We start from the raw sequence: 12375 nt of genomic DNA on the forward strand, positions 1-12375 counted from the left end.
TGGTGGGCCTAAGTGGACTCGAACCACCGACCTCACGCTTATCAGGCGTGCGCTCTAACCAGCTGAGCTATAGGCCCGCATGAAAATAAATTGGAGCGGGTGATGGGAATCGAACCCACGACATCAGCTTGGAAGGCTGAGGTTTTACCATTAAACTACACCCGCATGTTAAATTGAAAATGGTACCGGTGGCCGGGGTCGAACCGGCACTCCTTACGGAACACGATTTTGAGTCGTGCGCGTCTGCCTATTCCGCCACACCGGCAGGTGCTAAAAATAAAAATGGAGGCGGTAACCGGATTTGAACCGGTGGTGAAGGTTTTGCAGACCTCTGCCTTACCACTTGGCTATACCGCCTTATTGGCTGGGCTAGCTGGATTCGAACCAACGCATGTCGCAGTCAAAGTGCGATGCCTTACCGCTTGGCTATAGCCCAATAATATGGGGCGACTGATGGGAATCGAACCCACGAATGCCGGAACCACAATCCGGTGCGTTAACCACTTCGCCACAATCGCCATGTGTTTTTTGGCAGGGGCAGTAGGAATCGAACCCACACCAAAGGTTTTGGAGACCTTCGTTCTACCGTTAAACTATGCCCCTATATAGATCGTTCTATACTTGAACCTAGTTCAAGAAAACAAATGGTGGAGGGGGGCAGATTCGAACTGCCGAACCCGAAGGAGCGGATTTACAGTCCGCCGCGTTTAGCCACTTCGCTACCCCTCCATCAATGGTGGCTCAGGACGGAATCGAACCGCCGACACATGGATTTTCAGTCCATTGCTCTACCAACTGAGCTACTGAGCCATAAAAGGTCTTTGTTACATATGAAAAATATAAATGGCGGTCCGGACGGGACTCGAACCCGCGACCTCCTGCGTGACAGGCAGGCATTCTAACCAACTGAACTACCGGACCAACTTTTTTTCACGTTAGCGAAAATAAAGATCAATGTTCTTTTCGACAGCAAATCCTGCTATCAATGTCACTACATCCCGATCCTCTCGGATCAAAATGGTATTGCGGGGACAGGATTTGAACCTGCGACCTTCGGGTTATGAGCCCGACGAGCTACCGAACTGCTCCACCCCGCGACGATAATATAAGGAAGGAAATATGGAGGAGGAAGGGGGATTCGAACCCCCGCGGGCTTTGACACCCCTGTCGGTTTTCAAGACCGATCCCTTCAGCCGGACTTGGGTATTCCTCCGTATGTATAAATGGACCCTGCAGGACTCGAACCTGCGACCGGACGGTTATGAGCCGTCTGCTCTAACCAACTGAGCTAAGGGTCCAAAGCATAACCGTATGTAAATAGCGGCGGAGGGGATCGAACCCCCGACCTCACGGGTATGAACCGTACGCTCTAGCCAGCTGAGCTACACCGCCATGATGAATAAACTATGTGTTCGATCAAAGGATCGTTGGTGGAGCCTAGCGGGATCGAACCGCTGACCTCCTGCGTGCAAAGCAGGCGCTCTCCCAGCTGAGCTAAGGCCCCAAAGAAAGTGGTCGGGAAGACAGGATTCGAACCTGCGACCCCTTGGTCCCAAACCAAGTGCTCTACCAAGCTGAGCTACTTCCCGATATAATGGCNAAACGCTCTATTGAGCTACGGGCGCACGTATTTATCATCCTGCATCAAGTGAATCCAATGAAGGATTGTAAACCTTTGCTTCTGTCGGTCCGCCAATGCGGCGAGGCAACAATAATGGAGCGGAAGACGGGATTCGAACCCGCGACCCCCACCTTGGCAAGGTGGTGTTCTACCACTGAACTACTTCCGCATATGGTGCGGGTGAAGGGACTTGAACCCCCACGCCTTGCGGCGCCAGATCCTAAGTCTGGTGCGTCTGCCAATTCCGCCACACCCGCATGATACAAATGGTGAGCCATGAAGGATTCGAACCTTCGACCCTCTGATTAAAAGTCAGATNCAAAAGTGTTCAAGAGGACTTGAACCCCCAACCTACTGATTACAAGTCAGTTGCTCTACCAGTTGAGCTACACCGGCATGGTGTATAGTGTGTTCTTTACAATTCACATAAGCTTTAAAGAAAAGGCAAAGAGCTTTTATGGTAAGTTATTTTCACTTCGCTTGCGCTTCGTGAAAAAACTATGGTGGAGGATGACGGGATCGAACCGCCGACCCTCTGCTTGTAAGGCAGATGCTCTCCCAGCTGAGCTAATCCTCCAAATGGTGACCCATACGGGATTCGAACCCGTGTTACCGCCGTGAAAGGGCGGTGTCTTAACCGCTTGACCAATGGGCCGTTATGTATGCGTCTCTTAAGGACAAGAATTACTATATCATCTTATTTCGCAGAAGTCAACTTCTTTTCAAAAATATTTCACCGAACGAGTTCGTTTTTTTCAGCCGGTTGACTGCTAGAAGATTAAGATACCACATATAGGAGTGTTTCCACAATATAAATGTGGAGGTTTTCTAAAAATAAAAAAGACAGCTACAAGAGCTGTACAAGTTTGTCTCCGTGATATCTGGATTTTTCCTGATATTTATCCAACAAACTGCTATCTCGGGTTGTATCCAGACGGTAATTGAAGGTGAAGAACCAGAACTTATGCCATTCCCTTAAAAAAGTACGAAGCATCTCGATCCCTCCTGGTTGGTTGATCTTGTTGCCTTTAGTTTATCAAAGGAATGTAAAGATTATGCTAAGGACGGGTTTGAATGATGTAAAGTTTAATGTTGCAACTATACTGCCCGGCCTTCACCGGGCAGCCCCCTTAGATTTCATTGGTCTCGATCAGCTCCCATACCTGCAGGACGCCGGCAGAATCTGTGATCCTATACGTTGTCTTGTAGCTTTTACGGGACACATCTCCAGCCGCATCGTAGATATCAAAGGTTTCCTGTGTGGTGACAAGGTAATTACTACCGTCTTCTTCTATACTAATAACCTTAAAATCAATGACTTCTTCTTTTAAGTGCCCTTTGTCCCATCGCCCATCCAAAAAAGATGATCCCTACTCATTGCTAGGGATCATCTTCTGTATACAACTCATATCTATTGTTCGTTCGTATCGATCAGCTTATTGACCTGATAGCCATCATCCGTCGATATCACTTTGTAGACCGTATCATACGTCTTCTCATTCTCACTGCCGTCAGCGGTAGTAATGCTGAAGGTGTCTTCGAGATGAACGATGTAGGCATCGCCGTCCTCTTCGATGTCACCGACGGTCACATCGATGACATCTTCCTTCGTACCAGCCTTAAACAGGTCCGCCGCGTATTGTTCAGCCTGTCCGTATGCTTCACCGTCTGGGTCATGGTATGGGGCGGCATCGGAGAAGTCCCCGGTGTTCCTGGCTTCTACGATTACATAGGTGTAGTCTTCTATGAACTCCGTCAGTTCGGTATGCACATCAGGTTCCTCTTCTTCCTCGTCCCATGAGCCGTACCATGCCGCATCCTGCTCCTTGAGGAGTTCAGGATACTCAAAGTACAGATAGTCAGAAGAAAGATTTGTCACTTTAATAGCATCGGATGTATAGGTTTTATCCTTGACCGTATGCTCGGCGACGATTTCCACTGAACCGTCCGTCGGGAATGGTCCGATCGGCGTCTCATATTTCACCTGATCCTTCATCTTCTTCCCATTGATGAGGAGAGCAGACACTTCCTCGCTGTCATATTCATCAAGAAAGACATATTTCCCTGCGAAATCAATGGTCAGATCGAGCTGGTTTTCCGTTGCATCGGTGAAATCCAGCTCCGCTTCTTCCTTGAACGTCGAGTACGGGGTTGTCAATGAAGCAGCAAGCTTCGATTCACCAGGTAAAAGCCCTGTAAGCTCTGCCTGCTTATCCTTTGCTTCTTTCTCCTGGCCTTTCAGGGCAACGGTATATGCGTCCAAGTTTGCATCCGTCACCACATCGAATGGAATGACTTTAAGAGTGTATGTATCATAGATTCCAAGGAACTTCTTCCCCTTGGTAAAATGGAAGAGTTCATTCCCTTGCTCATCGGTAATCTCCGCTGCAGCTGAAGTCCCTTCTTCAAAGGAAGTAGCCTGTCCTTCGAGTTGATTCAAAAGATCCGGCAGATCTCCTTGAAGATAGGCAAGATACTTCTTCACTTCTTTATCGCCTGTATCCTGTTTAATATCCTGAAGATCGAATACTTCCCTGGCCTTCTTCAAATCCTTGTCCTTCACGGCTACCGTGAACCCATCGACCAATTTATCCGGAGAGTGGGCTGCCTTCAGGAAGAAATGTCCGGCTGTCCCTGCTGCAATCAAAACGAGGATGCTCGCAGTAATAATTTTCTGCATTGTGGTCCACGGCTTTCGTGGCTTTGGCGGTGCCTGCTTTTCTACCGATGCTGAAAGAGGAGTTCCACAGTTCTTACAGAACTTCTTCCCTTCTTCAAACTCTGCACCGCAATTCTTACAAAATCCCATTTGCATGTCCCTCTTTCTTTCATTGCTCTATTAGAATGGAGAAGAAAAGATGCCAAGGCTATCAATCATATTCATGATGAATCCTCTTAGAATCAAAGCGAATACGATAAATGATGCCACATACGTCAGGATGATCCCGTAAAGAGGGTCAAACTTGGAGGCAATGTTCCTTGTATAACTCATGACAACGATCGCAGGTGCGGTGAAGATGGCACCGAACAATCCGAGTCCCAAAACGAATACAAATTCATAAATCTCAAACAGGGACATGAGCAGTCCGAGCACAAACACAGCAATGAACGGTACTAAAATCGCACCGAATTTGGCAACGGCAGACTTGAACGTCACCTGCACCCCAACCACTTTCACTGCACAGAATGTGAAGACACTCATAAGGAAAACGAAAACAGCCATTGCAAGGGTAGGCTTAATCACGATGGTAAGGAAAGCGGAATCCATATACCTCCCATACTCTCCAAGTGCAACATACATGGAAAGGGGCAGGATCAAAGAATAAAGGATAATTGTAATAAGGCCGTTCACAAAATGCTCTTCACCGATCCGGCTCCCCTTGGCAAGCGGTGATTTCAATAGACTCATAAAATAGCCGAAATACAGCTTGGAGACATTCTTCGCTTTCTCAAGATGCTCGTTGGGACGGACAGTCTCTACACTAGCTGCCGGAGCACCTCCCGCCACAACTGCCTCCCCTTCTGTCAATCTCGTACCGCACTTCTCACAAAAGTTCCCGCCATCATTCAGATGATGACAATTCGGACATGTTATCATTTAAACAACTCTTCCTGATTCTTTTTGACTAATACTTTAGAATTACACTGTCACTTTTTAGTTTCGGCACGAAATGCGATTTGTGAAGTTTTTTTGTGGAAAAATAGCGGCTTGCTTACTCTTATAAGAGTCGCCCACCTATTTCGGTAGTGCGCACGCTTAAAGTAGGGACGTGAATATTCCATACGATTGCTTACAAACAAAAAAACAGACCACGAGGGCCTGCTTTATACAAAGGTTAGTCCGTTACCGGATTCTTAATTTTACCTGATCCAGATGTATTATCACGCGGCAATCTACTATCCTGGACTTGTTTTCCGTTGTTGATTTCTCCGTTCGCATCATCTTTATCTATCTTGATGCCATCCCATTGAGTTGCCTCGAGATCAAAGAAGAAATCAATGCTGTTGTTCATGAATTGGTTCTGCTCATACTCGCCATTTTCTTTTTTCTTTTTGTCATTTTTGAATGCAATTTCGATCTTCACCGAGTTGTTACTCTCACTTACCAATCCTTGATTGGTGTGGTTTGAGCCGACCGGTGCGAGATTAATGCGATTTCCTTTAAGGTATGCTTCCTTCACTTTGCCATCCAGATCGCCTGTATAGAGGTCATATAATGTGACGTCTTTTGATTCTAGTATGGATTCACGTCCATAGGTATAGCCCTCAGGATCCTGATCAACCTTGAATACTTTAATCTTAAACTGCTTTAAATAATCCTCCATTGTGGAACCGTTGTCGCCGTTATCGAATTCCTCTGCCCGAACATTCATCAACACATCTTTGATAGCAATAGTACCCACATTCTTTAATTTGAAGATTCTTTCCACACTGTCCCCAGGCTTCATATTGGATAAGTCGAAGTTTACGGGCTTATTTTTACCGCCCTTGACAGCAAGATCCAACGTTCCAGAAGCAAAATGGTTGTTCACTGTGGCTGTGTCGTTGAACGCTGCGTAGGTTCCTCCCCCAATCAACGATAATCCCAATGCCGCAGTCGCTACCCCAAGTCCCAGTTTCTTTTTGATACTCATTCGTCATTTCCTCCCTTTCCCATTCCGGGTATGTACTATTTATTGATTCCTATGTATGAATAGGAGAACAATCTTCGCATCAGTGATCGGTTCTGTGTACTAAAAGAAAGAATTGCAGGGAACAAACTTACTGAAGGACTTAAAAACGAATTTTAAGTTCTTTATAAAGAACATCTTTATCAAAGTATAAGCTATATGAATCTCTCTTTAAAACCTTCCATAAATCCGTTTAAGTGGAAAAATAATCTAAAAACTCCAATTTACTCTTAAATTCTACATGTTACGACCAATCCTTGAAAACCGTAGTGCTTTTGTACCTTTTATTAGATACTGGTTTCGATATTTAACTTCTATTAATAGTATTGTAAATCCATTTAGTGGCTTCTTTTATTTCGACACTAAGGTATTTTTATGGTAAAACTTCTATTTCTTCTTATTGGTAGATACAAAAAAAGTTCAAAAAGATATTAAGTATCTTTTGAACCTTTTCGAGTATAACTCTTAAATTCACTTACATATTATTAATCTGTTACTTCTTTACCCTGCTTTGGTTCTCCTTTAGTCACTGGATTTGGTTGACTTTCTCCATTGGCAGACCCCTGAACGCCGTTATTAATGCTTCCGTTTTTAATGTGGCTATCTACGTGCATTCCATCCCATTGTGTTGCTTCTAGATTGAAGAAGAAATCAACTTTATTATTCATATAAATATTTTGTTTATACTCCGAATATGGCCCTGCTACCCTTTCATCGTTTTTGACAAATTCAATTTCAATAAATACCGCGTCCGTATCTTTTGGCTCAACAGGTATTCCATTCCTTGCACTATCCTCCGTAACTAACGGAGCCAGGTTAATCCTTCCATCTTCAGATAGATATTTTGAATCTATCTTATTTGAAATATTTCCCTTCACCAAATCTGCAAGTGTTAATTTTTGTCCTGATTTAATAATGCTTCCTCTTGGCTCGTGGCGGGTAGATTCCGTATCTACCTTCATAAAATTAATTTGAAATTGGCTCAAGAATCCTTCTTGAGTGCTTTTTCCATTTCCTTCAAATGCATTTGCAGTTGTATTCAGTAAAACTTCTTTGATTGCCAGTGTCCCGGCGTTATTCAAGTTGAATATACGTTGTACATTATCTCCTGGTTTCATGTTAGACAAGTCGAAACTAATTGGTCTTTTCGCATTACTACCCACTTCCAAATCCAACGTCCCCGAAGCAAAATGGTTATTGATGGTTGCTGTGTCATTAAACGCAGCAAATGTCCCCCCACCGATCAATGATAAACCTAATGCTGCTGATGCCACTCCAAGTCCTAATTTTTTCTTGATTGTCATGTCCGTTCTTCCTCCCTGTCCCCGTTCACGGGTATGTAGTATTTTTATATTGAATCCTAAAGTGACTTTAGGAGAACAATCAGGCTGGCTTGTCGAGCTCTTTTTTTGTTTGGTTTTGATCGATTTCTTTAAGGGCCGAGCGGATGGTGAAGGCTGAGTATCCCAGGAGGAAAACACCCGGGATGATCATGAGAAGGGCCATTCCTTTATTGGACTTGGCAAAGTCTACAAAATAGCCAAGATAGGGAATCGTGAATCCTGTGTATTTAGCTACTACATTTTGAGAGAGGACAGGTTCGGTATCTGCTTCTTTGTTGTTATCGCCTTTGGTTTGGAATAGTGTCTGATCTCCATTTTTCGTGACGTCGGTAATTCTATGGGTGACCATGGTGCCATCCGGGACCACGAACGAGATGACATCCCCCTTTTTCAAGGCTTCTGCATCTTGAACTGGTTCCACTGCGATGACCGATCCTGTTTGGAACTCAGGCTCCATCGAACCTGAAAGAACGGTCTTCAGCTGCTTGCCGAAGAGCTGTGGCTCTCCTCCAGATGCCATGGATGAAATGACGATGAACATCATCCCTATGAACACGATGAATAGAATGGCTGTAATGCTATTGCTCAGAAACTTTTTCAACCGATTCCTCCCCTTCCTTTTTCGCATCATCATTAGACGGTGGTACCTCTTCAGATTCTTCTGTCGGCTTTTCTTCTATAGAAGTGGATTGCTTGTTCGTTTGATTCGATTCTTGCTCTTCTTTCTCACTGGCCGCTTCCTGTTTATCGGCATCACTGTTAGGGAGAGTCTCCTCTACCGATTGTGACTTGTCTGTTTCTTTCTCTGCCTTCTCCAATTTCTCTACGGCTTTCGGTTTCGCACACTTCCCGATGGTCAAGTCACCTGTAGGCTCTGATTTCCCCGGATGATCTGGATGCTGGAATAGAGTGAACCGGTACTTTCCGTCTTTATCAGGCTTATGGGTAAGCGTGATGGATTCGCCGGATTTCAGTCCCCGCTGGAGGACTTCTTGCTTCACAATCGTTCCGTCCTTACCATTTCCGCCTGGTGCCCACTGTACTTTATATCGGAGCGGACCTCTTGCATCTCCGGATCCTTCATTTGTAAACGTTGCTTCTATTTTCGTACAGTCCCCTTTTATCGTGACGAATTTAAAAGAACTCTTATCCCAGCCTTCTTCCTCTTCCGGTTCAACATCCCACTTCACATGAATGGAATTGGCAATCACTTCGATATCATTGAACTGAGCGGTCGTTTCCGATGTAAGATACATGCCCGTCAAAATCGTTACATACCAAATGAGCACAATCTTCATTAATAAGAAGACTCTCTTATATGAATGTTTTAAATTTCCACGCTTTCGAACGGCTCTCACCTCAATCTTTACTGGAAGTAGTCCGGTATTCCCTGAGAACAACTTGTTCTTTTTAAAGAACACTACCACAGTATAATCCATAGGTCGCATGAACAAAAACCCGGAAAATGCCCGAATGTTCTTTAAAAAGAACATTTTTCCAATATTATCTCACTCTCACTCATTTTTTCTACCTTTTCTACATTTTACTAGTTCTTTATAACTAACTTTCCAACACCAAAAAACCCCTCAACAGAGGGGCCTCACACTATCCTATATAGTTCAAACAAAACTCCAGGTCCGCCTTCAGATGTTCTTTCATAAGAACCTCTGCCTTAGCACCATCATGAGCGGCGATGGCCTGATAGATTTCTTCATGTTCGTCGATAAGAAATGGGCGTTTGTAGGCGACGACGGTCTTCCTGAAGAGGTAGATGATGGACTGCATGCGGTCGATGATGTCGACCATGACAGGGTTGCGGGTCGCCTGGATGATGATGTCGTGGAATTCGAAGTTGGCCTTCATGATTTCTTCCTTGGTACCGCTCCTTCCGATCTCCACACACTCATGCAGCCGAGCAAGCTGTTCTTCGTTGAGATATTGTGCGGCGCTTCTGGCGGCGGCGCCTTCAAGAAGGATCCGGACCTCGAAGACATGCCGGAGATCGGTTTCCGTCGGATTCACCACCCGTTTCTTCTCGAGAAGCCCTTCTTCGTCGAGCTTGCGGATCGCTTCCCTCACGGGGGTCCGGCTCAGGCCGAGCTCCTCGGCGAGGCGCTCCTCCACAAGCTTGGTTCCTCCAGGAAAACTCCCGCTCAATATTTTGTCCCGTATATATTCATATGCTTGCAGGTACGCTGTTTGTGATGCTTTCGGCAATGTAATCGACCTCTACTCCAAGAGATTCGGTCTTCCTCCCTTTTCCATACGTGTCATGTTCAAAGTATAGGATGATTCCCGCCATTTTAAAAGGATTTTTAGAAAAAGTATACATTTTCATATTTTTTGTATACAAAAATAATGTAACCGTGTACAATGAAAATAATCAAACTGAAAGCACTTACAAAGGAGTGGGATTTCATCATGAAAACGATTGGATTTATTGGACTTGGAATCATGGGGAAGCCGATGGCGCTGAACCTCATCAAAGGTGGATATGACGTAAAGGTCTTCGATATTAATGAAAAAGCAGTGGCTGAACTTGCCTCCCACGGAGCGACACCTGCTGTATCTCCAAAGGCAACGGCGGAAGGCAGCGATGTCATCATCACAATGCTTCCAAAATCGGAACATGTATTGAGTGTTGTATTGAATGAAAACGGTATCATACATGGGGCAAAACCCGGAAGCATCGTCATCGATATGAGCTCCATCACGCCGGTCGTATCAAAGCAGATCGCTGAAACCCTTGCCGCTTCAGGCGTGCATATGATGGATGCCCCGGTGAGCGGCGGCGAACCAAAAGCCATCGACGGGACCCTGGCCATCATGGTCGGCGGAAAGCCTGACGTATTCGAGAGCGCCCTTCCCGTCCTTCAGTGCATGGGCACATCCATCACCCTCGTCGGCGATCACGGATGTGGCACAACGGCGAAGCTTGCGAATCAGATCATGGTGAACGTGAATATCGCCGCCATGTCAGAAGCTCTCGTCCTCGCAGCCAAAGCAGGGATCGACGTGGAGAAGATGTACGAAGCGATCCGCGGCGGACTTGCCGGCAGTGCCGTACTCGATGCCAAGGTTCCCCTCATCCTTGAGCGGAACTTTGAAGCAGGCGGACGAATCGATATCAATCTGAAGGATCTGACCAACGTCATGGATACTGCTCACTCCATCGGGGTGCCCCTTCCGATCTCGTCTCAGGTACTAGAGATCTTCCACAGCATGGCCCTTGACGGGAAAGCGGCAGATGACCACGGCGGAATCGTCCAGTACTATGAGAAACTGGCAAAAGTCGAAGTCCGAAAGGGTGTTTCCATATGAGGGAAGCAAGCATCCTCGAACACTATCAACCTTATAATCAAACAGAACTCGGTGCACTATGGGAAAAGAACCGACCTGCCCTCCAACATAAGATCGTCGTTCTAGATGATGACCCGACAGGCGTCCAGACCGTCCACGGGGTTTCCGTCTATACGGATTGGACGGAGGAAACGATCACGAGCGGATTCCAGGAAGAGAATCAGATCTTCTTCATCCTGACGAACTCCCGGGCATTCACAGAGAACGAAACGACCAAGGTGCACCAGGATATCGCCAACCGGGTGGAAGCCATTTCGAAAAAGCTCGGCGTCCCTTACCTGATCATCAGCAGGGGCGACTCGACCTTGAGGGGCCATTATCCCCTTGAGACGGAGGTCATGAAAGACACCATCGAACAGCGCGGAGGTATCATCCAGGACGGCGAAGTCATCCTTCCTTTCTTTAAAGAAGGCGGGCGCTACACGATCGATGACACCCATTATGTGCAGGATGGTGACAGTCTCATCCCTGCCGGTGATACAGAGTTTGCAAAGGACCGGAGCTTCGGCTACCGTGCCAGCCACCTCGGGGAATGGGTGGAAGAAAAAACGGACGGTCGCTTCAAGAAAAGCGATGTGACCTCCATCACCCTTGAAGAACTGCGAAGCCTGTCCGTAGGCTCCATCAAGGAAAAACTCATGGGGGTCCACGACTTCGGTAAGGTGATCGTGAATGCCATCGATGAGAACGACGTCAAAGTTTTCGTCCTTGCCCTGATTGAAGCGATCAACTCTGGGAAGCAGTTCATGTTCCGCACCGCAGCAGCCTTCACGAAGGTGATCGGTAACATCTCCAGCCGCCCGCTCCTTGAACGCGAGGAACTCATACTAGAAGATTCCGAGCACGGCGGTCTGATCATCGTCGGGTCCCATGTCAAAAAGACGACGGATCAGCTCAATGCACTCAAAGAACTGAGCACCCTCGAGTTCATCGAATTCGACTGTCACCTTGTCGGACATCAATCTGCTTTCGAAGAGGAAACAAACCGGGTCCTGCACCTGGTGGAGAACAAACTTTCAGAAGGCGTGACGACCGTCGTGTATACGAAACGGGAACGCCTCGACCTTGGGGAAGGGATGGAAGAACAGGAATTGATCCAGTCCGTACGGATCTCGGATGCCCTGACAAGCATCGTCCGGAACTGCGCCGTCCGTCCGAATTACATCATCGCAAAGGGCGGGATCACCTCGAGCGACGTCGGCACCAAAGGGCTTCAGGTCAAGAGGGCAACCGTGGCCGGCCAGATCGCACCGGGTATCCCGGTCTGGAAAACGGGTAAGGAAAGCACCTTCCCGCACATCCCATATGTCATCTTCCCCGGCAACGTCGGCGGAATCGGGACATTGAAGGACGTTGTACTGAAACTGGAAAACTAACGTAG

At 46.6% G+C, this 12375-nt stretch carries 12 protein-coding genes and 20 tRNA genes; 2 read left to right on the forward strand and 30 right to left on the reverse strand.

Features of this window, described 5'->3' with window-relative positions:
* The 30 genes from AF331_RS18185 to AF331_RS23060 all read right to left on the reverse strand — a co-directional run bounded on the left by AF331_RS18185 (window position 1) and on the right by AF331_RS23060 (window position 9936).
* Window positions 1-77, reverse strand: a tRNA-Ile gene (locus AF331_RS18185).
* A gap of 14 nt (window positions 78-91) precedes the next feature.
* Window positions 92-165 (reverse strand) — tRNA-Gly (locus AF331_RS18190).
* A gap of 15 nt (window positions 166-180) precedes the next feature.
* Window positions 181-265, reverse strand: a tRNA-Leu gene (locus AF331_RS18195).
* A gap of 18 nt (window positions 266-283) precedes the next feature.
* Window positions 284-357 (reverse strand) — tRNA-Cys (locus AF331_RS18200).
* A gap of 4 nt (window positions 358-361) precedes the next feature.
* Window positions 362-436, reverse strand: a tRNA-Gln gene (locus tag AF331_RS18205).
* 6 nt (window positions 437-442) lie between these two features.
* A tRNA-His gene (locus AF331_RS18210) sits at window positions 443-518 on the reverse strand.
* Between the two features lie 11 nt (window positions 519-529).
* Window positions 530-603, reverse strand: a tRNA-Trp gene (locus AF331_RS18215).
* 42 nt (window positions 604-645) lie between these two features.
* Window positions 646-729 (reverse strand) — tRNA-Tyr (locus AF331_RS18220).
* 5 nt (window positions 730-734) lie between these two features.
* Window positions 735-810, reverse strand: a tRNA-Phe gene (locus tag AF331_RS18225).
* 34 nt (window positions 811-844) lie between these two features.
* Window positions 845-921, reverse strand: a tRNA-Asp gene (locus AF331_RS18230).
* 102 nt (window positions 922-1023) lie between these two features.
* Window positions 1024-1097, reverse strand: a tRNA-Met gene (locus AF331_RS18235).
* A 23-nt stretch (window positions 1098-1120) separates the two neighbouring features.
* Window positions 1121-1213 (reverse strand) — tRNA-Ser (locus tag AF331_RS18240).
* Window positions 1214-1224: 11 nt separating this feature from the next.
* Window positions 1225-1298 (reverse strand) — tRNA-Ile (locus tag AF331_RS18245).
* Window positions 1299-1318: 20 nt separating this feature from the next.
* Window positions 1319-1392, reverse strand: a tRNA-Met gene (locus AF331_RS18250).
* 36 nt (window positions 1393-1428) lie between these two features.
* A tRNA-Ala gene (locus AF331_RS18255) sits at window positions 1429-1504 on the reverse strand.
* An 8-nt stretch (window positions 1505-1512) separates the two neighbouring features.
* Window positions 1513-1589: transfer RNA gene (locus tag AF331_RS18260), tRNA-Pro, on the reverse strand.
* A 126-nt stretch (window positions 1590-1715) separates the two neighbouring features.
* A tRNA-Gly gene (locus AF331_RS18265) sits at window positions 1716-1790 on the reverse strand.
* A 3-nt stretch (window positions 1791-1793) separates the two neighbouring features.
* Window positions 1794-1878, reverse strand: a tRNA-Leu gene (locus AF331_RS18270).
* A 244-nt stretch (window positions 1879-2122) separates the two neighbouring features.
* A tRNA-Val gene (locus AF331_RS18285) sits at window positions 2123-2198 on the reverse strand.
* Window positions 2199-2201: 3 nt separating this feature from the next.
* A tRNA-Glu gene (locus AF331_RS18290) sits at window positions 2202-2276 on the reverse strand.
* Between the two features lie 192 nt (window positions 2277-2468).
* Window positions 2469-2615 carry a hypothetical protein gene (locus tag AF331_RS22585; protein ID WP_160316583.1) on the reverse strand — a complete coding sequence of 49 codons (147 nt, stop codon included), beginning with the start codon at window positions 2613-2615 and terminating at the stop codon, window positions 2469-2471.
* 136 nt (window positions 2616-2751) lie between these two features.
* The gene (locus AF331_RS18295) at window positions 2752-2979 is read right to left on the reverse strand and encodes a TcaA NTF2-like domain-containing protein (protein ID WP_053429474.1); all 228 of its coding nucleotides are present in this window, start codon (window positions 2977-2979) and stop codon (window positions 2752-2754) included.
* A gap of 53 nt (window positions 2980-3032) precedes the next feature.
* A complete protein-coding gene (locus AF331_RS18300) occupies window positions 3033-4430 on the reverse strand; it encodes a TcaA NTF2-like domain-containing protein (protein ID WP_053429475.1) in 1398 nt (465 codons plus the stop codon).
* Between the two features lie 30 nt (window positions 4431-4460).
* Window positions 4461-5219 carry a zinc ribbon domain-containing protein gene (locus AF331_RS18305; RefSeq protein ID WP_053429476.1) on the reverse strand — a complete coding sequence of 253 codons (759 nt, stop codon included), beginning with the start codon at window positions 5217-5219 and terminating at the stop codon, window positions 4461-4463.
* Between the two features lie 238 nt (window positions 5220-5457).
* On the reverse strand, window positions 5458-6255 hold the full coding sequence (locus AF331_RS18310; protein WP_053429477.1) for a TasA family protein: 798 nt from the start codon (window positions 6253-6255) through the stop codon (window positions 5458-5460).
* A gap of 521 nt (window positions 6256-6776) precedes the next feature.
* On the reverse strand, window positions 6777-7595 hold the full coding sequence (locus AF331_RS18315) for a TasA family protein (RefSeq protein ID WP_053429478.1): 819 nt from the start codon (window positions 7593-7595) through the stop codon (window positions 6777-6779).
* A gap of 79 nt (window positions 7596-7674) precedes the next feature.
* Window positions 7675-8262 (reverse strand): signal peptidase I SipW, encoded by a 588-nt coding sequence (gene sipW, locus AF331_RS18320; protein WP_053429913.1) that lies wholly within the window; start codon window positions 8260-8262, stop codon window positions 7675-7677.
* Window positions 8213-9127, reverse strand: a complete 915-nt coding sequence (gene tapA, locus AF331_RS18325; RefSeq protein WP_082347047.1) for an amyloid fiber anchoring/assembly protein TapA — start codon at window positions 9125-9127, stop codon at window positions 8213-8215. Before tapA ends, sipW begins: the two co-directional genes overlap by 50 nt.
* A gap of 112 nt (window positions 9128-9239) precedes the next feature.
* A complete protein-coding gene (locus AF331_RS18330) occupies window positions 9240-9791 on the reverse strand; it encodes a GntR family transcriptional regulator (protein ID WP_412177731.1) in 552 nt (183 codons plus the stop codon).
* Between the two features lie 19 nt (window positions 9792-9810).
* Window positions 9811-9936 (reverse strand): hypothetical protein, encoded by a 126-nt coding sequence (locus tag AF331_RS23060; RefSeq protein WP_268787221.1) that lies wholly within the window; start codon window positions 9934-9936, stop codon window positions 9811-9813.
* A gap of 116 nt (window positions 9937-10052) precedes the next feature.
* On the opposite strand from AF331_RS23060, the gene garR reads away from it, so the two are divergent.
* Both garR and AF331_RS18340 read left to right on the forward strand, forming a co-directional pair.
* A complete protein-coding gene (gene garR, locus AF331_RS18335; protein WP_053429914.1) occupies window positions 10053-10955 on the forward strand; it encodes a 2-hydroxy-3-oxopropionate reductase in 903 nt (300 codons plus the stop codon).
* Window positions 10952-12370, forward strand: a complete 1419-nt coding sequence (locus AF331_RS18340) for a four-carbon acid sugar kinase family protein (protein WP_053429480.1) — start codon at window positions 10952-10954, stop codon at window positions 12368-12370. The genes garR and AF331_RS18340 overlap by 4 nt, the downstream gene beginning before the upstream one ends.
* The last annotated feature ends 5 nt before the right edge of the window (window positions 12371-12375 follow it).

This window comes from Rossellomorea marisflavi (assembly GCF_001274775.1).
Taxonomy (GTDB): Bacteria; Bacillota; Bacilli; order Bacillales; family Bacillaceae_B; genus Rossellomorea; species Rossellomorea marisflavi.